Below are 25,238 nucleotides of genomic sequence, written 5' to 3'. Positions count from 1 at the left end.
GCAGACCGGCAACAGCCGGGCACCCTGGAATTCGCGCATGGCACCCGCCCTCGTCTGTTCCTGCGGTCCCGCTGGACTCGGTCGTTACCCCTGAATCCCCCCTAAAGGCCTGGATCATGAGCAAGCAACCCTCCCTGAGCTACAAGGACGCCGGTGTAGACATCGACGCCGGTGAAGCATTGGTCGAACGCATCAAGAGCGTCGCCAAGCGCACTGCGCGCCCGGAAGTCATGGGCGGCCTGGGCGGTTTCGGCGCCCTCTGCGAAATCCCGGCCGGCTACAAGCAGCCTGTTCTGGTTTCCGGCACCGACGGCGTGGGCACCAAGCTGCGCCTGGCACTGAACCTGAACAAGCACGACAGCATCGGCATCGACCTGGTGGCCATGTGCGTGAACGACCTGGTGGTCTGCGGCGCCGAGCCACTGTTCTTCCTCGACTACTATGCCACCGGCAAGTTGAACGTCGAGACCGCTACCCAGGTTGTCACCGGCATTGGCGCTGGCTGCGAACTGTCGGGCTGCTCCCTGGTCGGCGGCGAAACCGCTGAAATGCCTGGCATGTACGAAGGCGAAGACTACGACCTGGCCGGCTTCTGCGTCGGTGTCGTGGAAAAATCCGAAATCATCGACGGTTCGAAAGTCGCTGCCGGCGATGCCCTGCTCGCCCTGCCGTCGTCGGGTCCGCACTCCAACGGCTACTCGCTGATCCGCAAGATCATCGAAGTGTCCGGTGCCGACATCGAAAACATCCAGCTCGAAGGCAAGCCGCTGACCGACCTGCTGATGGCCCCGACCCGCATCTACGTCAAGCCGCTGCTCAAGCTGATCAAGGACACCGGCGCCGTAAAAGCCATGGCCCACATCACGGGCGGCGGCCTGCTGGACAACATCCCGCGCGTTCTGCCAAAAGGCGCCCAGGCGGTAGTTGACGTTGCTAGCTGGACTCGCCCTGCCGTGTTCGACTGGCTGCAAGAGCAAGGCAACGTCGACGAAAACGAAATGCACCGCGTGCTGAACTGCGGCGTTGGCATGGTCATCTGCGTAGCTCAAGAGCACGTTGAAAGCGCCCTGAACGTCCTGCGCGAAGCTGGCGAGCAGCCTTGGGTCATCGGTCAGATCTCCACCGCTGCCGAAGGCGCGGCTCAGGTCGTACTGAATAACCTTAAGGCCCACTGATGCAAGAGCGGATGTCCGCCACCTGTGATGTCGTGGTACTGCTTTCCGGCACCGGCAGTAACTTGCAGGCCTTGATCGACAGCACGCGGACCGGCGACAGCCCGGTCCGCATCGCTGCGGTGATTTCCAACCGCGCCGACGCCTATGGCCTGCAACGCGCCAGGGACGCGGGTATCGACACCCGCTCCCTGGATCACAAGGCTTTCGATGGCCGCGAGGCCTTCGATGCCGCGCTGATCGAACTGATTGACGCCTTCAACCCCAAACTCGTGGTGCTGGCAGGATTCATGCGCATTCTCAGCGCTGATTTCGTGCGTCACTATGCGGGTCGCCTGCTCAATATCCATCCCTCGCTGCTGCCCAAATACAAAGGGTTACACACTCATCAGCGCGCGCTGGAAGCCGGCGACACTGAACACGGCTGCTCCGTACACTTCGTCACCGAGGAACTCGATGGCGGACCACTGGTCGTACAGGCAGTAATACCGGTAGAGTTGCATGATTCGCCGCAGAGTCTGGCGCAGCGAGTCCACACCCAGGAACACCTGATCTACCCGATGGCCGTACGCTGGTTTGCCGAAGGTCGCTTATCACTGGATGAGCAAGGTGCTTTACTGGACGGACAGTTACTCGCCGCCAGCGGCCACTTGATTCGAACCTAGGAGATATTATGCGTCGCGCCCTGCTCTTCGCTTGCGCTCTGCTTGCCTTGCCCCTGGCACAGGCTGCAGAACTTCAACCTTTCTCCGCCAGCTACACTGCCGACTGGAAACAGCTGCCCATGAGCGGCACGGCATCGCGCAGCCTGACCAAGGAAGCCAATGGCGTCTGGAAGCTCAGCTTCAAGGCTTCGATGATGATCGCCAGCCTGTCCGAAGAAAGCACCCTGACACTGGACAAGGATACCCTGCTGCCGCAGTCCTACCACTTCGAACGTGGTGGTCTGGGTAAAGCCAAGAAAGCCGACCTGGATTTCGACTGGACCACCAAAATGGTGACCGGCACCGATCGCGGTGACCCGGTCAAGCTGCCGTTGAACCGCGGCATGGTCGACAAGTCCACGTATCAGCTCGCGCTGCAGCATGACGTGGCGGCCGGCAAGAAAAGCATGAGCTATCAGGTGGTCGATGATGGTGAAGTCGATACTTATGACTTCCGCGTGCTGGGTTCGGAAAAAGTCGACACCAAGGCTGGCCAGATCGACGCGATCAAGGTCGAGCGCGTGCGCGATCCAACTCAGAGCAAGCGAATTACCGTGCTGTGGTTTGCCAAGGATTGGGATTACCTGCTGGTCCGCCTGCAACAGGTTGAAACCGACGGCAAGGAGTACAACATCATGCTCCTGGACGGTACGGTGAACGGCAAGGCTGTCAAAGGCAGCTGATCCGCAGTTGACAAAAAAAGCCCCGCAATCGCGGGGCTTTTTTTCGCCTCGATTTCTTGCACCCCGCGGCGCCCTCAGGTTTTTCGCGAGCAGGCTCGCTCCTACAAGGGGCGTGGCAGGATTGCGAGGAAATTGTCGCGGGCGACCTTTTTGGCAACGTCCTCGGGCAACGCATCCAGAAACGGATCGAAGCTGCGCATTTCCTTGCCGAGCTTGTTGAAGCGGCCCACCACGTCCGAACCGACCATGAAACGCTCCGGAAAGCGCTCCACCAGTGCCAGCCACTCCTGGCGCGGCTTGCCCTGCTCATCCAGCAGATACGGGGTCAGCAGGCTCCAGGACAGGTCGATGAACAGATTGGGATAGGCCTCCAGCATGCGAGTCAGGGTCGGCAGCAGGAAATCCAGCTGGACCTGGTGCCGGTGAATTTCCGCACTGGTACCGGCATGGGCCCAGATGAATCGGGTGTGCGGATGGTTGCGCAACGGCTCTTCGATTTCCGCGAGGTAGAGCGGATTTTTCTCGCGCTTGGAGGTGATGTTGGAGTGCACCATCACCGGTAGATCATTTTCCGCCGCCAGGTGATAAATCCGCGTCATGGCCTCGTTATTGGCCCGGGGCGTGTCACCGGAGGTCAAGGCGGTGACGTCGTCATGCCGGGTGAAGACCTCGCCGATGCCCTGCCACAAGCCTGGATAGAGGTCGAGCATGCGCTGGATATGCGCCGCAGAATTTTTGTCGTTGGGATTGAAGCCTGACAGGAACGGGTGAAAACGTTGACGCTGGTCGGGCGTCAACTTGCTCACTGCCGCCGCCACTATGACGTCGGTTGCGCTGTACCAGTAGGCATCCGCATCATCACCTGCGTAGTAACGAGGTCGCTTGGGCTCATCTTCATGCCATTTCTTCGCGACCGGAATACCGGAGATCATCACATGCTCGATGCGATTGTCAGCCATCGCCTTGAGCAGCTTGGGCATGCCCGCCGTTTCCTGGAAAAAATCCACGTAATGCAGATGGGCATCGCTGTAGGCATATTCGCGCGCATTGGCCGCGGCGCTTGATAGCGCCAGCAGGCAGGCAAGGCTGAGTCGGAACGGGTGCAAGGGCTATCTCCAGCGGTCAGGAACAGCGTAGACCCTCGTGGGAGCATCAGGGTTCACCGGATAGGAAAGTGGAACGCTCATTCATCAGAATGCTCTATAACTTCACGGTCCGTTTTTATTGAACGATTTTTCCTGCTGCCTGCGAGGTGCACCATGACAGTTACCGTCAATACCGTCTCCGCCGAAGGTTTTCGCCACAGCGTACACATCGACGACCATGAACTCTTTGCCGATGTGCCAGCCATTTCAGGGGGTGAAGGCACCGCGCCGGAGCCGCATGACTATTTCGATGCAGCCCTGGGCGCCTGCAAGGCCCTGACCCTGAAGATGTACGCCAAAAAGAAAGACATCCCGCTGACCGGCGTAACGGTCGAGGTCAAGCGCGACAACAGTGAAGAGCAGAAAGGTAAATATGCCTTGCACGTCAAGCTGACGCTCAAGGGCGTACTCACCGACGCCCAGCGCGAAGAACTGCACCGCGTGGCCGATCGCTGCCCTATCCACAAGCTGATGACCACCACCGACGTCAGCATCGAAACCCATCTGGCCGAGGGTGCATTCAGCCAATAGCGGCAGGGGCTGCGCAGGCGGGTTATGCTCTTGGCGTCACCCGCTCAGCCTGGAATGCACCATGAACTCTCCGCTCGTGATCCGCCCTCGCATCGAAGATGTCGCGGGCCAGCCGATTCTTCGCCCGTTGCCGTCGGCCAGGTGCCGCAGCGTCGGGCCCTTCGTTTTTTTTGACCACATGCTCGAAACCCGTTATGCCGCAGGAACGGGCATGAATATCCGCCAGCATCCGCATATCGGCCTTTCCACCCTCACCTACCTGTTTCAGGGTCAGCTGCAGCACAAGGACAGCATTGGCTCCGATCAGATCGTCGCGGCAGGTGATGTCAGCTGGATGACCGCGGGCAGCGCCATTGCCCATGTGGAGCGTACGCCCGCCGCCTTGACGGAACGCGGCTTCACGATGCATGGCTTGCAGGTCTGGCTCGCCTCTCCCAAGGCGCATGAACAGGGCCCGGGACATTACAGCCACCATCCAGCGGCCACCTTGCCGGTGAGTGACAACCTTGGGGTACAGATCCGCATGATTGCCGGCTCAGGCTTTTGCCTGGAATCGCCGGTGCCGGTACTTTCTCCTACCTTGTACGCGGAACTGCACCTGCAAACGGCCACCACCCTGCTGATTCCCACCGAACATGAAGAGCGGGCGCTGTATGTACTCGACGGCGAGGCACAGCTCAATGGCGAGCCGGTTGAAGCGCATTCGCTGGTGGTGCTGCCGGCCGGGGAACAGATGACACTGTTCGCCGAGAGCGACTGTCATGCCGTGTTGTTTGGTGGCGCGCCACTGGACGGACCGCGACGGATCAACTGGAATTTTGTCGCGAGTGACCCGGCGGCGATCGATGAAGCGCGACGGCGCTGGGCGGCTGGGGAATGGCCGACAGTGCCGGGGGAAAGCGAGCGTATTGAGTTGCCTTGAGGCTTGAGGCTTGAGGCTTGAGGCTTGAGGGCTACGGTGTCAGCACTGCCGCCTTCGCGGGCGAGTCGAAGAGGCCAGCTCTGACACAACTAAAACAAAGCCACAGGTAATAAAAAACCCGCCGAAGCGGGTTTTTTATTGCAGCTCGGTTAAACCGACAACTCAACCAACAGCTTGTTGAGACGACGCACATACGCCGCCGGGTCCTTCAAGCTGTCGCCGGCCGCCAGGGCCGCCTGATCGAACAGGATGTGCGACAGGTCGCCGAAGCGCTCGTCGCTCTGCTCGCTGTCGAGTTTCTCGATCAACGGGTGAGCCGGGTTGAATTCGAAAATCGGCTTCGAGTCCGGCACCTTCTGCCCACTGGCTTCAAGGATCTGGCGCATCTGCAGGCCCAGGTCCTGTTCGCCGATGGCCAGGATCGCCGGCGAGTCGGTCAGGCGGTGGGAAACCCGCACTTCGGCAACGGAATCGCCTAGCGCAGTTTTCAGACGCTCAACCAGCCCTTCTTTGGACTTGGCAACTTCTTCAGCGGCTTTCTTGTCCTCCTCCGAGTCCAGGTTGCCCAGGTCCAGGTCACCGCGTGCCACGTCAACAAAGGTCTTGCCGTCGAAATCGCTGAGGTAGCTCATCAGCCACTCGTCGATACGGTCAGTCAGCAGCAGCACTTCGATGCCTTTCTTGCGGAAGACTTCCAGGTGCGGGCTGTTCTTGACCTGGGCATAGGTTTCGCCGGTCAGGTAATAGATCTTGTCCTGACCTTCCTTGGCGCGAGCCAGGTATTCGGCCAGAGACACCACTTGCTCGCCTTCTTCTCCTTGAGTGGAGGCAAAACGCAGCAGGCCGGCGATTTTTTCCTTGTTGGCGAAATCTTCTGCCGGGCCTTCTTTCATGACCTGACCGAAGTTCTTCCAGAAGCCCTTGTATTGCTCAGGCTCGTTCTTAGCCAGTTTTTCCAGCATGTCGAGGACGCGTTTGGTCAGCGCCGATTTCATCGAGTCGATGATCGGGTCTTTCTGCAGGATTTCCCGCGACACGTTCAGCGACAGGTCATTGGAATCGACCACGCCTTTGATGAAACGCAGGTACAGCGGCAGGAACGATTCGGCCTGATCCATGACGAACACGCGCTGCACGTACAGCTTCAGGCCTTTCGGCGCTTCGCGCTGGTACAGGTCAAACGGGGCACGGGCCGGTACGTAGAGCAGCGAGCTGTATTCCAGCTTGCCTTCGACCTTGTTGTGGCTCCAGCTCAGCGGGTTTTCGAAATCGTGGGCGATGTGCTTGTAGAACTCCTGGTACTCCTCTTCCTTCACGTCATTGCGCGGGCGGGTCCACAGGGCACTGGCGCGGTTGACGGTTTCCCATTCAACGGCCGGTTGTTCTTCGCCTTCTGCTGCCGTGACTTCTTTTGGCAGTTCGATCGGCAAGGCAATGTGATCGGAGTACTTCTTGACGATGTTGCGCAGGCGCCAGCCATCAGCGAATTCGTCTTCACCGGATTTCAGGTGCAGCACGATGCGGGTGCCGCGCTCGGCTTTCTCGATGGTCGCCACTTCGAAGTCGCCTTCGCCCTTGGACGACCAGTGCACGCCTTCGCTGGCAGCATCGCCGGCACGACGGCTGTACACGTCGACTTTGTCGGCGACGATGAATGCAGAGTAGAAACCGACGCCGAACTGACCGATCAGGTGCGAGTCTTTCTTCTGGTCGCCCGACAGGTGTTTCATGAAGTCGGCAGTGCCGGACTTGGCGATGGTGCCCAGGTGGGTGATCGCGTCTTCGCGATTCATGCCGATGCCGTTGTCTTCGAGGGTGACGGTTTTGGCGTCTTTATCGAAGCTCACGCGGATTTTCAGTTCGGCGCCACCTTCCAGCAGCTCGGGCTTGGCCAGGGCTTCGAAGCGTAATTTGTCGACAGCGTCAGAGGCGTTCGAGATCAATTCGCGAAGGAAGATTTCCTTGTTGGAATACAGCGAATGGATCATGAGGTGCAGCAGCTGCTTCACCTCGGTCTGGAAGCCCAGGGTTTCCTTTTGAGTTTCCACACTCATGGTCATCAAACTCCAATCAGATGGCAGTGGCCACGACCTTCAGGGTCGGCGGCGGGTTGTCATCAAAGTTGGGGGCATGGATCAGGATTTCAAGGGCTCATCGATTTTGAAATGCGCTCGCGCCGTGGCAATCGGTTCATGTTGGGTGCTTTGCCAGGCAGTAATGGCCACGTTGGCAACCCGCCGCCCCTGACGGCACACCTGGCATCTGGCCCAGGTATCACGAAACTGCCCGGCCCGAAGGTAATCCAGGGAAAAGTCGATGATCTTCGGCACGCCCGGCGAACCGGTAAACACCAGCAGGTGCAGCGCTGCAGACAACTCCATGAACCCGGCAATCACTCCCCCATGGATCGCCGGCAATAAAGGGTTACCAATGTTGTCCTTGTTTGCCGGCAAGCGAAACAGCAACTCATCCCCGACTCGCGAGCATTCGACACCGATCAGCTTGGCGTAGGGAATCAGGTGCAACAGCGAGGCATAGTCGCCCTGCTCATGAGCCTGCTGCAGTTGCGTCTTGAAGGCGTCATTCATTTTGCACCTCCAGCCACAGCGGGGCCCGTGCCTTTGCTGCCCTTGATCACCTTGCCCATGCGCATGAAGGTGCCGACCACATGGGCTATGGGTTGCCCGGGATCGTCCTGGTAAGCGAAACCACGGGCGAAGATCACGTCGGTGGTCACGCGGTAGCACTGCGCGAAACCGTACACATCCTTGTGCGGTTCAGCCGCGTGCATGTAGTCGATGCGCAGGTCGAGTGTGGGACAGACTTCGAATTCAGGCAGCACACAGAGCGTGGACATGCCGCAGGCGGTGTCCATCAGCGTGGTCAGGGCACCACCATGGATGACGCCCGTCTGCGGATTGCCAACGATTTTGGCGCTATAGGGCAGGATGACCGTGAGCCCCTCCTGGCTGGCGCTGTGGACGCTCAGTCCCAGGACGTGACAGTGTCTCAACGCCGAAAGAAACCGCGTCGCGCGCTCAAAAACGGGGTTTTCAGCCATTTATCAAAATCCTTCCAAATGTTAAAGAATCGCATCAAGCGCTGTCGCCAAAAGTTCCTGCAAGAATATTCTTATATATCTGTGTGATAGGAGGAACTTAACGCTGACGGCCATGCTCGAAAGGCCAGTAGATACTTTCCATAAGGAGAAACACCCCATGCAAAAGACTTTAGCTATTGCCTTGATGTTGACCGCTTCCCTTGGTCTCGCTGCTTGCGATAAAAAATCCGAGGACAAAGCTCAAGATGCTAACCAACATGCTGAGCAAGCTCAGCAAGACATGAACAAAGCACAGGATAAAGTGAACGACGCGGCCAAAGAAAACGCCGAAGCTGCCAAAGCTCAGGCCGAATCGAACGAAGCAGCTGCAAAAGAAGCAGCGCCTAAAAACTAAGACAGTTTTTAGCCTGCCAAAGAAAACCCGCCAAGTGCGGGTTTTCTTTTGCCTGTCATTTATGGCGCAAGCTGCAGTTAGAGCAAAATCGTTCTAAAAGTCGGACTAATCATCAACAGTAGCGAACACACTAACCCGACCAGCCACACCAGGCTGCGCTGCCAGGCCAGGTCTGCCCAGTAGCACAACAGGTAGATGACGCGGGCAATCACGAAGATGATCGCCAGCGAGTCAATCAGCCATCCCGCCGTTTGCGTGGTATGCGCCATCAAGACACCCACCGCAAAAAGCATGAAGGCCTCGATGCTGTTTTGATGCGCCGCCAATGCCCGTGCGCCAAACCCGGTGAGTTGTGCCTGTTGCTGACGTGGCAGGTGATTATTGTAGCCCCCCTGCTCTTTCATGGCCTTGGCCACCGGCATACGGGCCACGTATATCAATAGCGCACTGATAAACACGCACCAGAACGGAATACTCATCAAACAGCCTCCTTGTTTGCGTCAGGCAACGGTGCCTCTGTAGGGGTATAGACCATCACATCAAGAACGTCGGAATGAAACTCCCGACGATAGAGCACCAGCACCACGCCCGCACTCATCAACATGAACAGCCAGGGGCTGACAAACCAGGCCAGCATGGTCATGCCAAAGTAATAGGAACGCAGGCCGAAGTTGAACTGGTTGGCCGCCATGGAGATGACTCGTGCCGCCCGGGAGGCGAAAGCCTTGCGCTCCTGCTCGGAGACGTGACGCTCTCCCACCATCGGCGCCGAGCCAATCAGGATCGCCGCGAAGTTGTACTGGCGCATGCACCAGCTGAAGGTAAAGAACGCGTAGACGAACACCAGCGCCAGGCACAGTAGTTTGATCTCGGACATGCCCTGTGACGCCTGTTGCACCATGGGAATATCGGCCAGCAGCGAAACCGCCCGCTCCGACGCGCCGAGGACGGTCAGGATACCCGCGAGGATGATCAGGGTGCTGGAGGCAAAGAACGACGCGTTGCGTTCCAGGTTGCCGACCACACTGGCATCGGCGATACGGTTGTCGCGCAGCAGCATGCGGCGCATCCAGTCTTCCCGATATAGGTGCAGCACACTGGCCAGGCAGGCGGTGTCCCGGGCTTTCCATGAGGCGTATCGGGTGTAGCCGCCCCAGCAGATGACGAACCAGAGCGCGGCAAGAAGGTGGATCAGGTTGGCTTGGATGAACGACATGCGGGTCCTTGTGATCTAGTGGCCGGAACACCATACCCCTGTAGGAACGAGCTCGCTCGCGAAGAACCAGGGAGCAACGCGTTTATTCGGAAAACACGCGCCATGGTTCGCAACCTTCGCGAGCAAGCTGGCTCCTGCAATGGGTTTTGCAATGCTTCGACGTTAGCGCAGAGGAAAAGGCACCGCATCTCCCCATAAAAAAATGCCCCGTATCGATTGATACGGGGCATTTCCATGTGCGCTCCAGGCCCGCTTTTGACAGGCTGGAAAGGCAGGTTAAGCCAGTGCTTCTTCGCGCTTGCCCAACAGGCGGTCACACACCACCGCGACCACCAGGGTCATCACCGACGGCACCAGCCAGGCCAGGCCTTGCTCGCTCAGTGGCAGATGGGTCAGTTGGGTCGGCATCCAGTCCGCCAGGCCCGCACCCTTGAGGGCGTCGATCAGGCCGAAAATGAACGACACCAGCATCACCGGACCGACGATGCGGCCCTGCTCATGCCAGAAGTCCTTGCAGAAGCTCAGTGCCACCAAGGCGATGCACGGAGGATAGATCGCGGTCAGGACCGGAATCGAGAACGCGATCAGGTTGGTGAGGCCCAGGTTGGACACCAGCAGCGAGAACGCGGCAAGGATGATCACCAGGGTCTTGTAGGACAGTGGCAACACCCGGCTGAAGTATTCAGCGCAGGCACACGTCAGGCCGACCGCAGTCACCAGGCAGGCCAGCGAGATGAGCACTGCCAGGAAACCACTGCCCAGGGAGCCGAAGGTGTGCTGGACATAGGCGTGCAACACCGCCGCGCCATTGGTTGCGCCAGCGGCCACTTCATGGCTGCCGGAACCCAGGCGGAACAGGCTGATGTACACCAGCGCCAGGCCCACGCCGGCTATCAGCCCGGCGATGATCGCGTAGCGGGTGATCAAGGCAGGCGACTCGACACCACGGGAACGAATGGCATTGACGATGACGATGCCAAACACCAGCGCGCCCAGGGTATCCATGGTCAGGTAACCATTGATGAAGCCTTGGGAGAAGGGTGCCGCCACGTACTCAGGGGTGGCCACGCCGATATCACCGGCCGGCAGCGCGAACGCCGCTATACCGAGCGCCGCCAGGGCGATGATCTTCAGCGGTGCGAGGAAGCGGCCCACGGTGTCCAGCAGACGCCCCGGATACAGCGAGATGAAGAACACCAGCAGGAAGTACACCGAGCTGTAGAGGAACAGCGCCAGCGGGCTTTCGCCGGTCAACGGCGCCAGGCCAACTTCGAACGACACGGTGGCCGTGCGCGGCGTGGCGAACAGCGGACCCACGGCCAGGTAGCACGCGGCGGCCAGCAGGCCACCGGCAATTTTGCCGATCGGGCTGCTCAAGGCATCCATTGCGCCACCGACCTTGGCCAGCGCGACCACAGTGATCACCGGCAGGCCGACCGCCGTAATCAGGAAACCCAACGCCGCCATCCAGACATGCGGTCCGGACTGCAAACCGACGATAGGCGGGAAGATGATGTTGCCAGCCCCGACAAACAGGGCAAACGTCATAAAACCAAGTGCCAGAATGTCCTGGCCTTTCAACACTTTCATTAAGGAAATACCACACTACTGAATCGGAATTTAGAGGGGGATTTCCCTTGGGGGTGAGGGAAATGCTGTCGATCCGTATGGGACTGACCCGTTAAGCGCATGGCTGCCTTGTGGGCGGCGGACGCAAAATGGCGGCTAGACTAACGAATTTGTGCTGCAAACGCACTGTTAGGGGGCGAACTATCCGATACACGACATTTCCATGTCGCGTTTGCATATGTAAAAGTCAAAAGATGGCAGCCTCGTTTCTCTCGGCAGCCCCTACAGGGGTTTGCCTTCCGCTGTAGGCGCTGTCGAGAGAAACGAGGCTGCGATCCTTTGCTCTTCACAAACGACAAAGGCCACCCGAAGGTGGCCTTTGTCAGCAGAGCTACAAGCTAAGCGCGAAGCTTACTTGACAGCCCAACCGGTCAGCTCGGACAGAGCCTTGCCGATGTCTGCCAGCGAACGCACGGTTTTCACGCCTGCGTCTTCCAGGGCAGCAAACTTCTCGTCTGCAGTGCCCTTGCCGCCAGAGATGATTGCGCCAGCATGGCCCATGCGCTTGCCCGCAGGGGCAGTCACACCAGCGATGTAGGAAACAACCGGCTTGGTCACGTGTGCCTTGATGTAGGCAGCCGCTTCTTCTTCGGCCGAACCGCCGATCTCACCGATCATCACGATCGCTTCGGTCTTCGGGTCTTCCTGGAACAGCTTCAGGATGTCGATGAAGTTCGAACCCGGGATCGGGTCACCACCGATGCCGACGCAAGTCGACTGACCGAAACCGGCGTCAGTAGTCTGCTTTACAGCTTCGTAGGTCAGGGTGCCGGAACGGGAAACGATACCGACCTTGCCTGGCAAGTGAATGTGACCTGGCATGATGCCGATCTTGCATTCGCCTGGAGTGATCACGCCTGGGCAGTTAGGGCCGATCAGGGTAACACCCAGTTCGTCGCACTTAACTTTAGCGTCCAGCATGTCCAGGGTAGGAATGCCTTCGGTGATGCAGACGATCAGCTTGATGCCGCCGAAAGCAGCTTCCAGGATCGAGTCCTTGCAGAAAGGAGCTGGAACGTAGATCACGCTGGCGGTAGCGCCAGTGGCAGCTACAGCATCTTTCACGGTGTTGAACACTGGCAGACCCAGGTGCTCGGTGCCGCCTTTGCCCGGCGTTACGCCACCGACCATCTTGGTGCCGTATTCGATGGCTTGCTGGGTGTGGAAACTACCTTGCGAACCGGTAATACCCTGGCAGATAACTTTGGTGTCTTTATTGATCAGGACGCTCATTATTTGCCCTCCGCAGCTTTAACGACTTGTTGAGCAGCGTCGGTCAGGCTGGTAGCAGCGATGATGTTCAAACCGCTTTCTGCCAGTACTTTAGCGCCCAGCTCAGCGTTGTTGCCTTCAAGGCGAACAACAACCGGGATTTTCACGCCGACTTCTTTCACTGCACCGATGATGCCTTCGGCAATCATGTCGCAACGAACGATGCCGCCGAAGATGTTGACCAGTACTGCAGCGACGTTAGTGTCGGACAGGATGATCTTGAACGCTTCGGTAACGCGTTCTTTGGTAGCACCGCCGCCCACGTCGAGGAAGTTGGCTGGTTTGCCGCCATGCAGGTTGACGATGTCCATGGTACCCATGGCCAGGCCAGCACCGTTGACCATGCAACCGATGTTGCCTTCCAGCGCTACGTAGTTCAGTTCGAACTTGGCAGCGTGCGCTTCGCGCGGATCGTCTTGCGACGGATCGTGGAAAGTCTTCAGCTTAGGCTGACGGTACATGGCGTTGGCGTCGATGTTGATCTTCGCGTCGAGGCAATGCAGATCGCCGTCAGCCTTGATCACCAGCGGGTTCACTTCCAGCAGGGCCAGATCGTGATCCTGGAACAGTTTGGCCAGACCCACGAAGATCTTGGCGAACTGGGCAACTTGCTTGCCTTCCAGACCCAACTGGAAAGCCAGCTCACGACCCTGGAATGGCTGAGCGCCAACCAGTGGATCGATAGTGGCCTTGAGGATTTTCTCAGGAGTATCGTGAGCGATTTTCTCGATGTCCACGCCACCTTCGGTGGAAGCCATGAACACGATGCGACGGCTCGAACGGTCAACAACAGCGCCCAGGTACAGCTCTTTGGCGATGTCAGTGCACGATTCAACCAGGATCTTGGTGACTGGCTGACCGTTGGCATCAGTCTGGTAAGTCACCAGACGCTTGCCCAACCACTGTTGAGCGAATGCTTTGGCGTCTTCCTTGCTGCGAACCAGCTTTACGCCGCCCGCTTTACCGCGACCACCTGCGTGAACCTGGGCTTTGACAACCCATTCGGTCCCGCCGATCTTGTCGCACGCTTCTGCTGCTGCTTCCGGGGTGTCTACGGCGAAACCCTGGGATACTGGCAGGCCGTACTCAGCGAACAGCTGCTTACCCTGATACTCGTGAAGATTCATGCTTATTACCGTCTTCGTTAGGTACTGCGCATTCGGTGCTGCACTTGTTCAGTGCCGCACCACCTGTGACTGCTGCTTGCGTAGGCGCTCCGGTTAACCGGTGAGACTACGCAAGGCTGCGTCCGGCGGACATTCCGCGGTGAGTCTTGCACGCAAGGCTCACGACGGGCCTTCCGCCGTGGTTTCTTATTGTCTTGTCTTAACGCTTCTTGCGGTTGGCAATGTGGATGGCGCCGCCATTCACTGCCAGGGCTGCTTCGTGCAAGGCTTCGGACAGGGTCGGATGGGAGAAAACCATCATGCCCAGGTCTTCAGCGCTGGTGCCGAATTCCATACCGATCGCGCCTTGTTGAACCAGTTCTGCAGCGCTCGGGCCAATCACATGGACGCCCAACACGCGGTCAGTCTTGGCATCGGCGATGACCTTGACGAAACCACCGGTATCGTTGGCTGCCATGGCACGGCCAGAGGCTGCGAACGGGAAGGTGCCGACGTTAACTTCAACGCCTTCAGCCTTCAAGACCTGCTCGGTTTTGCCAACCCACGCGATTTCCGGGTGAGTATAAATAACAGACGGGATCAGGTCATAGTTGATTTGGGCTTTGTGGCCCTTGATGCGCTCAACCACCATGATGCCTTCTTCGGACGCCTTGTGCGCCAGCATCATGCCGCGAACCACGTCGCCGATTGCGTAAACGCCCGGTACGCTGGTGGCGCACTGGTCGTCAACGAAAACGAAACCACGTTCGTCGATGTTCACACCGCTGTCAGCTGCCAGCAGCTCGGTGGTCACTGGACGGCGACCAACGGCAACGATCAGCTTGTCGAAGGTGATGTTCTGTTCGCCATTGGCATCGGTGTAGTTCACCACGACTTCGTCGCCGTTCACTTTCGAACCGGTGACGCGAGCGCCCAGCTTGATGTCCAGACCTTGTTTGGTCAGGGTCTTGAAGGCTTCCTTGGAAACGGCTTCGTCAGCCGCTGGCAGGAACTTCTCCAGTGCTTCCAGAACCACGACTTCAGAACCCAGACGCGACCAGACCGAACCCAGTTCCAGACCGATCACGCCAGCGCCGATAACGCCCAGACGTTTTGGAACCGATTGGAATTCCAGCGCGCCAGTCGAATCGACGATCACGTTCTGGTCAACCGGAGCCGGTGGAATGTCGATAGGACGCGAGCCGGATGCCAGGATCACATTCTCGGCTTCGATGATTTCCACGGTGCCGTCTGGCTTGGTCAGCTCGACTTTCTTGCCGGCCAGCAGTTTGCCGTGGCCTTGCAGGGAGGTCACACCGTTGGCCTTGAACAGGGTGGCAACGCCAGAGGTCAGGCCTTTGACGATGTTGGCTTTACGGCCAACCATTGCTGCCACGTCCATGGTCACGCCAGCGTGATTGATACCGTGGATCGCGAAGCCTTCTTTGGCTTCCTTGTACTTCCAGGAGCTGTCCAGCAGCGCCTTGGATGGAATGCAGCCGACGTTCAGGCAAGTACCGCCCAGAGCCAGTTTGCCTTCCTTGTCGGTGTATTTCTCGATGCAGGCAGTCGAAAGACCCAGCTGCGCTGCCTTGATGGCAGCCACGTAGCCGCCAGGGCCCGCACCGATCACTACTACGTCAAATTTCTGCGACATTCAAAAAATCCTCTTTTGGCAACAAGCTTGAAGCCACAAGCCTCAAGCCAGGCTGCATATCCATGCAGCGCGTGGCTTGAGACCTGTGGCTGCTTCTATCAGATATCCAGCAGCAAACGAGCCGGGTCTTCCAGCAGGTTCTTGATGGTAACCAGGAAGGTCACAGCTTCTTTGCCATCGATCAGACGGTGATCGTAGGACAGAGCCAGGTACATCATCGGACGGATAACGACCTGACCGTTGATCGCCATAGGACGCTGCAGAATGTTGTGCATGCCCAGGATGGCCGCTTGCGGCGGGTTGACGATCGGGGTCGACATCATCGAACCGAAGGTACCACCGTTGGTGATGGTGAAAGTGCCGCCGGTCATTTCGTCCATGGACAATTTGCCGTCACGCGCCTTCTTGCCGAAGGTGGCAATGCCGCCTTCGATTTCAGCCAGGCTCATCAGTTCGGCGTTACGCAGAACCGGAACCACCAGGCCGCGATCGCTGGAAACCGCTACACCAACGTCGGCATAGCCGTGGTAGACGATATCGGCACCGTCAATCGACGCGTTGACAGCCGGGAAGCGTTTCAGCGCTTCGGTGGCAGCCTTGACGAAGAACGACATGAAGCCCAGGCGTACGCCGTTGTGGCTCTTCTCGAACAGGTCCTTGTACTTCGAACGCAGGGCCATGACTTCAGTCATGTCGACTTCGTTGAACGTGGTCAGCATCGCCATGTTCGACTGCGCTTCAACCAGGCGCTTGGCCACGGTAGCGCGAACGCGGGTCATCGGTACGCGTTTCTCGATGCGATCGCCAGCGGCGAACACTGGCGCAGCGGCAGCAGGAGCTGCAGCCTTGGCAGGCGCGGCAGCCGGAGCGGACTTCTTGGCGGCAACAGCAGCCACCACGTCTTCCTTGGTTACACGACCGCCTTTGCCGGTGCCGGCAACGGAGGCGATGTTGATGCCGTTCTCTTCAGCCAGCTTGCGAGCAGCCGGTGCAGCAACAGGATCGTCTTCGCCTTCGGCAGCAGGAGCAGCAGCGGCTTGGGCAGCGGCTGGAGCAGCAGCGGCAGCCGCTGGAGCGGCAGCAGCGCCACCTGCTTCGATCGAGCCCAGGACTTCGTCGGACAGAACGGTGTCGCCTTCGTTCTTGACGATTGCGCCCAGCACGCCGTCGGCAGTAGCCAACACTTCCAGCACAACCTTGTCGGTTTCGATGTCGACGATCAGGTCATCACGCTTTACAGCGTCGCCCGGTTGTTTGTGCCAGGTGGCAACGGTGCCATCGGCAACCGATTCCGGGAAAGTGGGGGCTTTGATTTCGATAGCCATTATCTGTGGGTCCTTAAATTCGGTTTCAGGTGCGCGAAGGCGTTAAACAGTAAAGGCGTCTTGCAGCAGTTTTTCCTGCTGCTCGGCGTGCATCGACGCATAACCACAAGCCGGTGCAGCGGAAGCATCACGACCGGCGTACTCGAGTACGAGTGCCTTGTTGTGATTGCCAACGATGCGGCGCATGTGGTGCTGGCTGCAGTACCAGGCACCCTGGTTCATCGGCTCTTCCTGACACCAAACGATATGTTTGAGGTTGGTGTACGGAGCCAGGACTTCGTTCAAGTCGTCCTCAGGGAATGGGTACAACTGCTCGATGCGCACGACGGCGATGTCGTCACGACCTTCGGCACGGCGTTTTTCCAGCAGGTCGTAGTAGACCTTGCCGCTACACAGAACAATGCGCTCGACTTTGGACGGGTCCAGTGCATCGATTTCCGGGATAACGGTCTGGAACGAACCTTCGGCCAGATCTTCCAGGGTCGATACGGCCAGTTTGTGACGCAGCAACGACTTTGGAGTCAGCACGATCAGCGGCTTGCGCAGCGGACGGATCACCTGGCGACGCAGCAAGTGGTAGATCTGGGCCGGCGTGGTCGGAACCGCAACCTGGATGTTGTGCTCGGCGCACAGCTGCAGGTAACGCTCCAGACGAGCCGAGGAGTGCTCCGGACCCTGACCTTCATAACCGTGCGGCAGCAACATGGTCAGACCGCAGAGACGGCCCCACTTGTGCTCGCCACTGGTGATGAACTGGTCGATAACCACCTGGGCACCGTTGGCGAAGTCGCCGAACTGGGCTTCCCAGATCACCAGCGCCTCAGGCGTGGTGGTCGAGTAACCGTATTCGAACGCCAGTACGGCTTCTTCGGACAGGAACGAATCGTACAGGTCGAAACGAGGCTGGCCCTTGTACAGGTTCTGCAACGGGATGTAGGTGCCCGCGTCTTTCTGGTTGTGCAGCACAGCGTGACGGTGCGAGAACGTACCGCGACCGATGTCCTGACCCGTCATGCGAATCGGGTGACCTTCGAACGCCAGGGTCGCGTACGCCATGGTTTCGGCGTAACCCCAGTTGATCGGCAGGCCGCCGGCTTGCATTTTCTGACGGTCTTCGTAGATCTTCGAAACCTGGCGCTGAACCACGAAGCCTTCCGGAATTTCCAGCAGCTTGGCAGACAGTTCCTGCAAGGTCTTGAGGTCGAAACGAGTGTCGTGACGCGCGGTCCAGGCGTGGCCCAGATACGGACGCCAGTCCACGAACAACTCTTTGTTCGGCTCTTTGACCAGGCTTTTAACAACGTGCAGGCCGTTGTCCAGCGCGTTGCGGTATTCGTCGACTTTCGCCTGAACACGCTCTGCGTCGAGCACACCGCCCTGGGTCAGGCGATCAGCGTACAGCTCACGGGTGGTGCGCTGCTTGGTGATCTGCTGATACATGATCGGCTGGGTGCCGCTAGGCTCGTCGGCCTCGTTGTGGCCGCGACGACGGTAGCAGACCAGGTCGATCACTACGTCACGCTTGAACTGCATGCGGTAGTCGATCGCCAGCTGGGTCACGAACAATACGGCTTCCGGATCATCGCCATTCACATGGAGGATCGGCGCCTGGATCATCTTCGCAACGTCGGTGGCGTACTCGGTGGAGCGCGAGTCCAGCGGGTTGCTGATGGTGAAACCAACCTGGTTGTTGATCACGATGTGCACGGTACCGCCGGTCTTGAAACCGCGGGTCTGCGACATCTGGAAGGTTTCCATCACCACGCCCTGACCGGCGAATGCCGCGTCACCGTGGATAGAGATCGGCAGCACTTTTTCGCCGGTAGGGTCGTTACGACGATCCTGACGGGCGCGCACCGAACCCTCGACCACTGGAGATACGATTTCCAGGTGGGACGGGTTGAATGCCATGGCCAGGTGAACTTCACCGCCGGTGGTCATGACGTTGGACGAGAAGCCCTGGTGATATTTAACGTCACCGGAACCCAGCTCGACCTTCTTCTTGCCTTCGAACTCGTCGAACAGCTCGCGCGGGTTCTTGCCGAAGGTGTTGACCAGCACGTTCAGACGGCCACGGTGGGCCATGCCGATAACGATTTCCTTGGTGCCGTAGGAACCGGAACGCTGGATCAGCTCGTCGAGCATCGGAATCAGGCTCTCGCCGCCTTCCAGGCCGAAACGCTTGGTACCCGGGTATTTGGTACCCAGGTATTTTTCCAGGCCTTCGCCGGCAGTGACACGCTCGAGCAGGTGGCTCTTGATGTCGGCGGAGTAAGTCGGACGGCCGCGTACGCTTTCCAGACGTTGCTGGAACCACTGGCGCTGCTCGGAATCGGTGATGTGCGTGAATTCAGCGCCGATGGTGCGGCAATATGTCTGCTGCAACGCTTCGTGAATTTCGCGTAGGCTCGCCTCCTCTTTGCCGATGAACAGGTCGCCGGCACGGAAGGTCGTATCAAGATCGGCATTGGTCAAGCCGTAATGATTGATCGACAGGTCTGCAGGTGCAGGACGCTGCCACAGCCCCAGCGGGTCAAGCTGGGCTGCCTGGTGGCCACGCATACGGTAGGCCTGGATCAATCTCAGCACTTCAACTTGCTTCTTCTCGTGCTCACTGCTCACGCTGCCGGCGGAAACCGGTTGGGCGCGGCGCTGGTTCTTTGCCAGCAAGACGAAATGATCGCGAATCGTGGAGTGCGAAACATCGGTGGCAGTGTTGCCATCAGCAGGCAACTTCTGGAAGTAGGTGCGCCACTCTTCTGGCACAGCGTTAGGGTCGTGCAGGTAGAGCTCGTAGAGCTCTTCCACATAGGCAGCGTTACTACCGGATAGGTAGGCGCTGTTCCACATGCGCTGCATCACGCTTTCTTGCATGCTTGGTCACCCTCGGTTAGGGGAACACCACCGGCGTCGACACCGAGCACGCTTGCAGAAGTCCGAATGCAGCGACTAAAACAAGCCACCTAGGATCACGCTGATAGTCCGGGTACCAGCCCGGATGCCCCTGCTTGTCTCATTTCTTCAAAATAAGAGCTGCAGCTTTTTGAGCTGCTGCTCAGGTTAAAACTACGGCGCCGGTTGAAGCCTGCGCCGTAGCATCTACGGGTACAGCGGTACTGCGCTTACAACAGCATCTGAATCACACGCCGCTTTGCAGCAGCATGTTACGGATGTGACCGATGGCCTTAGTCGGGTTCAGGCCTTTGGGACATACGTTGACGCAGTTCATGATCCCGCGGCAGCGGAATACGCTGAACGGGTCATCCAGCGAAGCCAGACGCTCGGACGTCTTGGTGTCACGGCTGTCTGCCAGGAAGCGGTACGCTTGCAGCAAAGCAGCTGGACCCAGGAACTTGTCCGGGTTCCACCAGAAGGACGGGCAAGAGGTCGAGCAGCAAGCGCACAGGATGCACTCGTACAGACCGTCGAGCTTTTCACGCTCTTCAGGGGACTGCAGACGCTCGATGGCCGGAGCCGGCGTGTCGTTCTGCAGGTAAGGCTTAACCTTCTCGTATTGCTTGTAGAAGATGCTCATATCGACGACCAGGTCACGGATAACCGGCAAACCTGGCAGCGGACGAACAACCAACTTGTTACCTTTTACGACAGCGGACAATGGCGTAACGCACGCCAGGCCGTTTTTGCCGTTGATGTTCATGCCGTCGGAACCGCAAACACCTTCACGGCAAGAGCGACGATAGGAGAAACCCTCGTCCTGCTCTTTGATCAGGGCCAGCACGTCCAGCACCATCAGGTCTTTACCACCGGTATCGACCTGGAATTCCTGCATGAACGGCGCGGCGTCCTGATCAGGGTTGTAACGATAAACGCTGACTTTCAACATGGCAGCCACCCTTAATAAGTCCGAATCTTAGGTTCAAAAGTCGGAACAGTTTTCGGCGAGAAGTTCACGGCACGCTTGGTTACGCGCTTGTCACCCGGGAAGTACAGGGTGTGGCACAGCCAGTTTTCGTCGTCGCGATCTTCGAAGTCTTCACGGGCGTGAGCACCGCGGGACTCTTTACGCACTTCAGCAGCGATGGCAGTGGCTTCGGCCACTTCCAGCAGGTTTTGCAACTCCAGCGCTTCGATCCGCGCAGTGTTGAACGCCTGCGACTTGTCGTTGATCTTGACGTTGGCAATGCGTGTACGCAGGTCGGCCAGCTGGGCAATACCCTTCTGCATGTATTCGCCAGTACGGAATACACCGAAGTAGTTCTGCATGCAGCTTTGCAGCTCGCGACGCAGGGTTGCCACGTCTTCGCCATCGGTACGCTCGTTCAGGGCGGACAGACGCGACAGGGCTGCTTCGATATCGGCGTCGGTGGCGTCATCGTATTCGATGCCGTCGGTCAGCGCCTTTTCCAGGTGCAGGCCGGCCGCGCGACCGAATACCACCAGGTCGAGCAACGAGTTACCGCCCAGGCGGTTGGCACCGTGAACCGATACGCAAGCCACTTCGCCTACAGCGAACAGGCCATGAATGATCTCGTCCACGCCTTCAGCGTTCTGGGTGATCGCCTGACCATGGATGTTGGTCGGAACACCGCCCATCATATAGTGGCAAGTCGGGACAACCGGAACCGGGGCGACAACCGGATCAACGTGCGCGAAAGTCTTCGACAGTTCGCAGATGCCTGGCAGACGGCTGTGCAGCACTTCCTCGCCCAGGTGGTCGAGCTTGAGCATCACGTGGTCGCCATTCGGACCGCAACCGTTGCCGGCGATGATTTCTTTAACCATCGAACGGGCAACCACGTCACGACCGGCAAGGTCTTTCGCGTTCGGAGCATAACGCTCCATGAAACGCTCGCCGTGCTTGTTGATCAGGTATCCACCTTCACCACGGCAACCTTCGGTCACCAGTACACCGGCGCCGGCGATGCCGGTCGGGTGGAACTGCCACATTTCGATGTCTTGCACCGGAACGCCAGCACGCAGGGCCATGCCGACGCCGTCACCGGTATTGATCAGGGCATTGGTGGTAGAGGCGTAGATACGACCGGCACCACCGGTCGCCAGGACGGTAGCCTTGGCGCGGATGTAGCTGGTTTCGCCGGTTTCGATGCAGATGGCGATCACGCCGACGAATGCGCCGTCCTGGTTTTTAACCAGATCAACCGCGTAGTACTCGTTCAGGAACGTGGTGCCCGCTTTCAGGTTGCCCTGATAAAGCGTGTGCAGCAGCGCGTGACCGGTACGGTCGGAAGCGGCGCACGTACGGGCGGCCTGCCCGCCTTTACCGTAATCCTTCGACTGACCGCCGAATGGACGCTGGTAGATGCGGCCTTGCTCGGTACGGGAGAACGGCAGACCCATGTGGTCCAGCTCGAACACTGCAGCCGGGCCTTCCTGACACATGTATTCGATAGCGTCCTGGTCACCGATGTAGTCGGAACCCTTGACGGTATCGTACATGTGCCAGCGCCAGTCATCGTTTGGATCGGCAGAAGCGATGGCGCAAGTGATGCCACCCTGGGCCGAAACGGTGTGCGAACGGGTCGGGAACACCTTGGTGATCACGGCAGTCTTGTGACCGCCCTGGGCCAGTTGCAGCGCCGCGCGCATGCCGGCACCGCCACCACCAATAATGATGGCGTCGAATGAAATCGTTGGAATGTTAGCCATGAATCAGATACCCCAGAGAATCTGCACACCCCAGACGAAGTAAGCGAACATCGCAACGCCGCATACTGCCTGGAAAAGGAAACGTACTGCAGTCGCGGACTTGCCCAGCGCCATCGGCGTCAGGTAGTCGGTCGCGATGGTCCACATGCCGACCCAGGCGTGAGCGCCCAGGGCAACGAGGGCCAGCAGACTGAAGATACGCATCCCGTTGTGGGCGAACAGGCCATGCCACTGCTCGTAGCCAATGCCCGGATTCGCTGCGAGGTATCCGATCAGGAAAATGAAATAAGCCGCGAGAACGACCGCAGACACTCGTTGTGCCATCCAGTCGTAGAGGCCAGAACGCGAAAGGTTCGTAACGCTGGTTACCATATCCAAACTCCTGCCAGAACGATCAACACCACGGAAACCGCGATGATAATTTTCGAGCCCAGGCGGCCGCCTTCCAGCGTCTCACCGATGCCCATATCCATGATCAAATGGCGCACGCCGGCTACCAGGTGATAAAGCAGAGCGGACAGGAGACCCCATGCTACGAACTTGGCCAGCGGGCTGGTCAAGGTTGCCTTCACCTCGGCAAAACCTTCCTCGGAGCCCAGGGATTTGCCCAATGCATAAAGCATGAAGCCAAGGCCCAGGAAGAGGATGATGCCGGAAACACGGTGCAGGAACGACGTAACGCCGGTGATGGGGAGTTTGATGGTCCTTAGGTCTAGGTTTACAGGTCGTTGGCTTTTCACGGCTTTTTTTCACACTGAAGAGCCCCTAACAATCAGGGCAAAGTTGTTGGGGAGTGCACTGGTCAGGTAACCACCACCCAGGGATGCGACCCCCAATAAAGCAGGCCCAAAAGCCCCTGGCGGTCGGTGGCCGAGTATAGACAGTTAGGCTACTAATGACAACGCGTTCACCTTCCCCTAATAGCGCATTGCACAAGTTGGATAAAAGGCGTAAACGGCAGGCAATTTCGAGGAAAAAGTCCGGTTAAAGCCTTCTGGAGCAAGACTTTAGGCAAATTGACATTCGAATTTATCTCACTATAGTGGTGCGGGCCCTGCGTGGGGGGTCTGTCTGATGATTTCAAGCATAAATAGGAGGCCACATGGCTGACAAAAAAGCGCAGTTGATCATCGAGGGCGCAGCCCCCGTCGAGCTGCCCATTTTAACCGGCACCGTTGGTCCCGATGTTATCGACGTTCGGGGCCTGACGGCCACGGGCCGTTTCACCTTTGACCCTGGTTTCATGTCGACCGCCTCGTGCGAATCGAAGATTACCTATATCGACGGCGACAACGGCATTTTGTTGCACCGCGGCTACCCGATCGAACAGCTCGCTGAAAAATCGGACTACCTGGAAACCTGCTATCTGCTGCTCAACGGCGAATTGCCGACTGCAGAACAGAAAGCCCAGTTCGTCAGCACCGTCAAGAACCACACCATGGTTCATGAGCAGCTGAAGACCTTTTTCAACGGTTTCCGTCGCGACGCCCACCCGATGGCCGTCATGTGCGGTGTAGTTGGCGCCCTCTCGGCCTTCTATCACGACTCCCTGGACATCAATAACCCGCAGCATCGCGAAATCTCCGCGATCCGCCTGGTTGCCAAGATGCCGACCCTGGCAGCGATGGTTTACAAGTACTCCATGGGTCAACCCATGATGTACCCGCGCAACGACCTGACGTACGCGGAAAACTTCCTGCACATGATGTTCAACACCCCGTGCGAGATCAAACCGATCAGCCCGGTACTCGCCAAGGCCATGGACCGGATCTTCATCCTCCATGCCGACCACGAGCAGAACGCATCGACCTCCACCGTACGCCTGGCCGGCTCTTCGGGTGCCAACCCGTTCGCCTGTATCGCCGCCGGCATCGCTGCACTGTGGGGCCCTGCCCACGGCGGCGCGAACGAGGCTGTCCTGACCATGCTCGACGAGATTGGCGATGTGTCGAACATCGACAAGTTCATTGCCAAGGCCAAGGACAAGAACGATCCGTTCAAACTGATGGGCTTCGGTCACCGGGTCTACAAGAACCGCGACCCACGCGCCACAGTGATGAAGCAGACCTGCGACGAAGTATTGAAAGAGCTGGGCATCAACAACGATCCGCAACTCGAACTGGCCATGCGCCTGGAAGAGATCGCCCTGACCGACCCGTACTTCATCGAGCGCTCGCTGTACCCGAACGTCGACTTCTACTCGGGCATCATCCTCAAGGCGATCGGCATTCCAACCAGCATGTTCACCGTGATCTTCGCCCTGGCGCGGACCGTCGGCTGGATCTCCCACTGGAAAGAAATGCTCTCCAGCCCGTACAAGATCGGCCGCCCGCGCCAGTTGTACACCGGCTACGAGTCGCGTGACATTACCAAGCTGGAAGATCGTAAATAAGACCTGTCTTGCGATAACGTCTTACGCGGTACCGGAAACGGCCTCTATGTGAATAGAGGCCGTTTTTGTTTGCCTGGGCTTTACGCAATGACTGGACCACCGCTATCGCCAGCAGGCTGGCTCCCACAGGAAGCACACATTCCAATGTGGGACCCAGCCTGGGCTTTACGCAATGACTGAACCACCGCTGTCGCCAGCAGGCTGACTCCCACAGGAAGCACACATTCCATGTGGGACCCAGCCTGGGCTTTACGCAATGACTGAACCACCGCTATCGCCAGCAGGCTGGCTCCCACAGGAAGCACACATTCCAATGTGGGACCCAGCCTGGGCTTTACGCATTGCCTGAACCACCGCTGTCGCCAGCAGGCTGGCTCCCACAGGAAGCACACATTCCAATG

General features: G+C 58.5%; 23 protein-coding genes. 7 read left to right on the top strand and 16 right to left on the bottom strand.

The annotated features are described in order from the left end of the window. The first annotated feature begins 116 nt into the window (after positions 1–116). From purM to EQV97_RS22890, 3 genes are read left to right on the top strand one after another with little or no spacing between them, the layout of a single operon-like run. The gene (gene purM, locus EQV97_RS22900) at positions 117–1,175 is read left to right on the top strand and encodes a phosphoribosylformylglycinamidine cyclo-ligase (protein ID WP_122837995.1); all 1,059 of its coding nucleotides are present in this window, start codon (positions 117–119) and stop codon (positions 1,173–1,175) included. Positions 1,176–1,186: 11 nt separating this feature from the next. Continuing rightward, the gene (gene purN / locus EQV97_RS22895) at positions 1,187–1,837 is read left to right on the top strand and encodes a phosphoribosylglycinamide formyltransferase (protein ID WP_122837994.1); all 651 of its coding nucleotides are present in this window, start codon (positions 1,187–1,189) and stop codon (positions 1,835–1,837) included. A gap of 8 nt (positions 1,838–1,845) precedes the next feature. Continuing rightward, positions 1,846–2,559 (top strand): DUF3108 domain-containing protein, encoded by a 714-nt coding sequence (locus EQV97_RS22890; RefSeq protein ID WP_122837993.1) that lies wholly within the window; start codon positions 1,846–1,848, stop codon positions 2,557–2,559. A 101-nt stretch (positions 2,560–2,660) separates the two neighbouring features. Here EQV97_RS22890 and EQV97_RS22885 read toward each other — a convergent pair whose 3' ends face one another. Continuing rightward, the gene (locus EQV97_RS22885; protein WP_122837992.1) at positions 2,661–3,665 is read right to left on the bottom strand and encodes an amidohydrolase family protein; all 1,005 of its coding nucleotides are present in this window, start codon (positions 3,663–3,665) and stop codon (positions 2,661–2,663) included. Positions 3,666–3,818: 153 nt separating this feature from the next. Here EQV97_RS22885 and EQV97_RS22880 point away from each other — a divergent pair, with 153 nt between their 5' ends. Then, positions 3,819–4,235: an OsmC family protein gene (locus EQV97_RS22880; protein ID WP_240890114.1), complete on the top strand. Its 417-nt coding sequence runs from the start codon at positions 3,819–3,821 to the stop codon at positions 4,233–4,235. Positions 4,236–4,296: 61 nt separating this feature from the next. Next, complete coding sequence (locus EQV97_RS22875) at positions 4,297–5,157, top strand: pirin family protein (protein ID WP_240890113.1); 861 nt, start codon at positions 4,297–4,299, stop codon at positions 5,155–5,157. 149 nt (positions 5,158–5,306) lie between these two features. Here the strand turns inward: EQV97_RS22875 and htpG are convergent, their stop codons facing one another. The 3 genes from htpG to EQV97_RS22860 form a co-directional block, all read right to left on the bottom strand. Further along, positions 5,307–7,211 carry a molecular chaperone HtpG gene (gene htpG / locus EQV97_RS22870; protein ID WP_045060594.1) on the bottom strand — a complete coding sequence of 635 codons (1,905 nt, stop codon included), beginning with the start codon at positions 7,209–7,211 and terminating at the stop codon, positions 5,307–5,309. 81 nt (positions 7,212–7,292) lie between these two features. After that, positions 7,293–7,745 carry a PaaI family thioesterase gene (locus EQV97_RS22865; RefSeq protein ID WP_045060547.1) on the bottom strand — a complete coding sequence of 151 codons (453 nt, stop codon included), beginning with the start codon at positions 7,743–7,745 and terminating at the stop codon, positions 7,293–7,295. Then, positions 7,742–8,218, bottom strand: a complete 477-nt coding sequence (locus tag EQV97_RS22860; RefSeq protein WP_240890112.1) for a PaaI family thioesterase — start codon at positions 8,216–8,218, stop codon at positions 7,742–7,744. The genes EQV97_RS22865 and EQV97_RS22860 overlap by 4 nt, the downstream gene beginning before the upstream one ends. Before the next feature lie 157 nt (positions 8,219–8,375). On the opposite strand from EQV97_RS22860, the gene EQV97_RS22855 reads away from it, so the two are divergent. Further along, on the top strand, positions 8,376–8,612 hold the full coding sequence (locus EQV97_RS22855) for a hypothetical protein (protein ID WP_045057766.1): 237 nt from the start codon (positions 8,376–8,378) through the stop codon (positions 8,610–8,612). A gap of 77 nt (positions 8,613–8,689) precedes the next feature. Here EQV97_RS22855 and EQV97_RS22850 read toward each other — a convergent pair whose 3' ends face one another. The 12 genes from EQV97_RS22850 to sdhC all read right to left on the bottom strand — a co-directional run bounded on the left by EQV97_RS22850 (position 8,690) and on the right by sdhC (position 23,185). Continuing rightward, entirely contained in the window at positions 8,690–9,091 is a 402-nt protein-coding gene (locus EQV97_RS22850) for an MAPEG family protein (protein WP_122837988.1), read from the bottom strand. Further along, a complete protein-coding gene (locus EQV97_RS22845; RefSeq protein WP_045057764.1) occupies positions 9,091–9,828 on the bottom strand; it encodes a DUF599 family protein in 738 nt (245 codons plus the stop codon). Before EQV97_RS22845 ends, EQV97_RS22850 begins: the two co-directional genes overlap by 1 nt. Before the next feature lie 276 nt (positions 9,829–10,104). Then, positions 10,105–11,418 (bottom strand): branched-chain amino acid transport system II carrier protein, encoded by a 1,314-nt coding sequence (gene brnQ / locus EQV97_RS22840; RefSeq protein WP_205893843.1) that lies wholly within the window; start codon positions 11,416–11,418, stop codon positions 10,105–10,107. A 390-nt stretch (positions 11,419–11,808) separates the two neighbouring features. Then, positions 11,809–12,690, bottom strand: coding sequence for a succinate--CoA ligase subunit alpha (gene sucD, locus EQV97_RS22835; protein WP_010166265.1), 882 nt, complete (start codon positions 12,688–12,690; stop codon positions 11,809–11,811). Next, positions 12,690–13,856, bottom strand: a complete 1,167-nt coding sequence (gene sucC / locus EQV97_RS22830; protein ID WP_045057762.1) for an ADP-forming succinate--CoA ligase subunit beta — start codon at positions 13,854–13,856, stop codon at positions 12,690–12,692. The genes sucD and sucC overlap by 1 nt, the downstream gene beginning before the upstream one ends. 199 nt (positions 13,857–14,055) lie before the next feature. Continuing rightward, a complete protein-coding gene (gene lpdA, locus EQV97_RS22825; RefSeq protein WP_045057761.1) occupies positions 14,056–15,492 on the bottom strand; it encodes a dihydrolipoyl dehydrogenase in 1,437 nt (478 codons plus the stop codon). Between the two features lie 98 nt (positions 15,493–15,590). Next, positions 15,591–16,817, bottom strand: coding sequence for a 2-oxoglutarate dehydrogenase complex dihydrolipoyllysine-residue succinyltransferase (gene odhB, locus EQV97_RS22820; protein WP_122837986.1), 1,227 nt, complete (start codon positions 16,815–16,817; stop codon positions 15,591–15,593). Between the two features lie 42 nt (positions 16,818–16,859). Beyond that, a complete protein-coding gene (locus EQV97_RS22815; protein WP_122837985.1) occupies positions 16,860–19,691 on the bottom strand; it encodes a 2-oxoglutarate dehydrogenase E1 component in 2,832 nt (943 codons plus the stop codon). Between the two features lie 265 nt (positions 19,692–19,956). Then, complete coding sequence (locus tag EQV97_RS22810; protein WP_045057758.1) at positions 19,957–20,661, bottom strand: succinate dehydrogenase iron-sulfur subunit; 705 nt, start codon at positions 20,659–20,661, stop codon at positions 19,957–19,959. 11 nt (positions 20,662–20,672) lie between these two features. Continuing rightward, positions 20,673–22,445, bottom strand: coding sequence for a succinate dehydrogenase flavoprotein subunit (sdhA, locus tag EQV97_RS22805; RefSeq protein WP_045057757.1), 1,773 nt, complete (start codon positions 22,443–22,445; stop codon positions 20,673–20,675). Positions 22,446–22,448: 3 nt separating this feature from the next. Beyond that, positions 22,449–22,817, bottom strand: coding sequence for a succinate dehydrogenase, hydrophobic membrane anchor protein (gene sdhD / locus EQV97_RS22800; protein ID WP_045057756.1), 369 nt, complete (start codon positions 22,815–22,817; stop codon positions 22,449–22,451). After that, positions 22,811–23,185, bottom strand: a complete 375-nt coding sequence (sdhC, locus tag EQV97_RS22795; RefSeq protein ID WP_045057755.1) for a succinate dehydrogenase, cytochrome b556 subunit — start codon at positions 23,183–23,185, stop codon at positions 22,811–22,813. Before sdhC ends, sdhD begins: the two co-directional genes overlap by 7 nt. A 362-nt stretch (positions 23,186–23,547) precedes the next feature. On the opposite strand from sdhC, the gene gltA reads away from it, so the two are divergent. Next, entirely contained in the window at positions 23,548–24,837 is a 1,290-nt protein-coding gene (gene gltA, locus EQV97_RS22790; RefSeq protein ID WP_003222994.1) for a citrate synthase, read from the top strand. Positions 24,838–25,238: the final 401 nt, after the last annotated feature.

Source organism: Pseudomonas sp. TMW22090 (assembly GCF_022496665.1).
GTDB classification, from domain to species: domain Bacteria; phylum Pseudomonadota; class Gammaproteobacteria; order Pseudomonadales; family Pseudomonadaceae; genus Aquipseudomonas; species Aquipseudomonas gregormendelii.
Note: the sequence above shows the minus strand (reverse complement) of the source record. Positions and strands in the feature narration are given on the sequence as shown.

Coding starts and splice junctions, on each gene's coding strand:
- sucD (WP_010166265.1), bottom strand. CDS start 12,690: ATGAGCGTCCTGATCAATAAAGACACCAAAGTTATCTGCCAGGGTATT.
- EQV97_RS22815 (WP_122837985.1), bottom strand. CDS start 19,691: ATGCAAGAAAGCGTGATGCAGCGCATGTGGAACAGCGCCTACCTATCC.
- EQV97_RS22845 (WP_045057764.1), bottom strand. CDS start 9,828: ATGTCGTTCATCCAAGCCAACCTGATCCACCTTCTTGCCGCGCTCTGG.
- EQV97_RS22810 (WP_045057758.1), bottom strand. CDS start 20,661: ATGTTGAAAGTCAGCGTTTATCGTTACAACCCTGATCAGGACGCCGCG.
- brnQ (WP_205893843.1), bottom strand. CDS start 11,418: ATGAAAGTGTTGAAAGGCCAGGACATTCTGGCACTTGGTTTTATGACG.
- EQV97_RS22875 (WP_240890113.1), top strand. CDS start 4,297: ATGAACTCTCCGCTCGTGATCCGCCCTCGCATCGAAGATGTCGCGGGC.
- odhB (WP_122837986.1), bottom strand. CDS start 16,817: ATGGCTATCGAAATCAAAGCCCCCACTTTCCCGGAATCGGTTGCCGAT.
- EQV97_RS22865 (WP_045060547.1), bottom strand. CDS start 7,745: ATGAATGACGCCTTCAAGACGCAACTGCAGCAGGCTCATGAGCAGGGC.
- EQV97_RS22890 (WP_122837993.1), top strand. CDS start 1,846: ATGCGTCGCGCCCTGCTCTTCGCTTGCGCTCTGCTTGCCTTGCCCCTG.
- EQV97_RS22880 (WP_240890114.1), top strand. CDS start 3,819: ATGACAGTTACCGTCAATACCGTCTCCGCCGAAGGTTTTCGCCACAGC.
- EQV97_RS22860 (WP_240890112.1), bottom strand. CDS start 8,218: ATGGCTGAAAACCCCGTTTTTGAGCGCGCGACGCGGTTTCTTTCGGCG.
- purM (WP_122837995.1), top strand. CDS start 117: ATGAGCAAGCAACCCTCCCTGAGCTACAAGGACGCCGGTGTAGACATC.
- sdhD (WP_045057756.1), bottom strand. CDS start 22,817: ATGGTAACCAGCGTTACGAACCTTTCGCGTTCTGGCCTCTACGACTGG.
- sucC (WP_045057762.1), bottom strand. CDS start 13,856: ATGAATCTTCACGAGTATCAGGGTAAGCAGCTGTTCGCTGAGTACGGC.
- sdhA (WP_045057757.1), bottom strand. CDS start 22,445: ATGGCTAACATTCCAACGATTTCATTCGACGCCATCATTATTGGTGGT.
- EQV97_RS22855 (WP_045057766.1), top strand. CDS start 8,376: ATGCAAAAGACTTTAGCTATTGCCTTGATGTTGACCGCTTCCCTTGGT.
- EQV97_RS22850 (WP_122837988.1), bottom strand. CDS start 9,091: ATGAGTATTCCGTTCTGGTGCGTGTTTATCAGTGCGCTATTGATATAC.
- lpdA (WP_045057761.1), bottom strand. CDS start 15,492: ATGTCGCAGAAATTTGACGTAGTAGTGATCGGTGCGGGCCCTGGCGGC.
- gltA (WP_003222994.1), top strand. CDS start 23,548: ATGGCTGACAAAAAAGCGCAGTTGATCATCGAGGGCGCAGCCCCCGTC.
- htpG (WP_045060594.1), bottom strand. CDS start 7,211: ATGAGTGTGGAAACTCAAAAGGAAACCCTGGGCTTCCAGACCGAGGTG.
- purN (WP_122837994.1), top strand. CDS start 1,187: ATGTCCGCCACCTGTGATGTCGTGGTACTGCTTTCCGGCACCGGCAGT.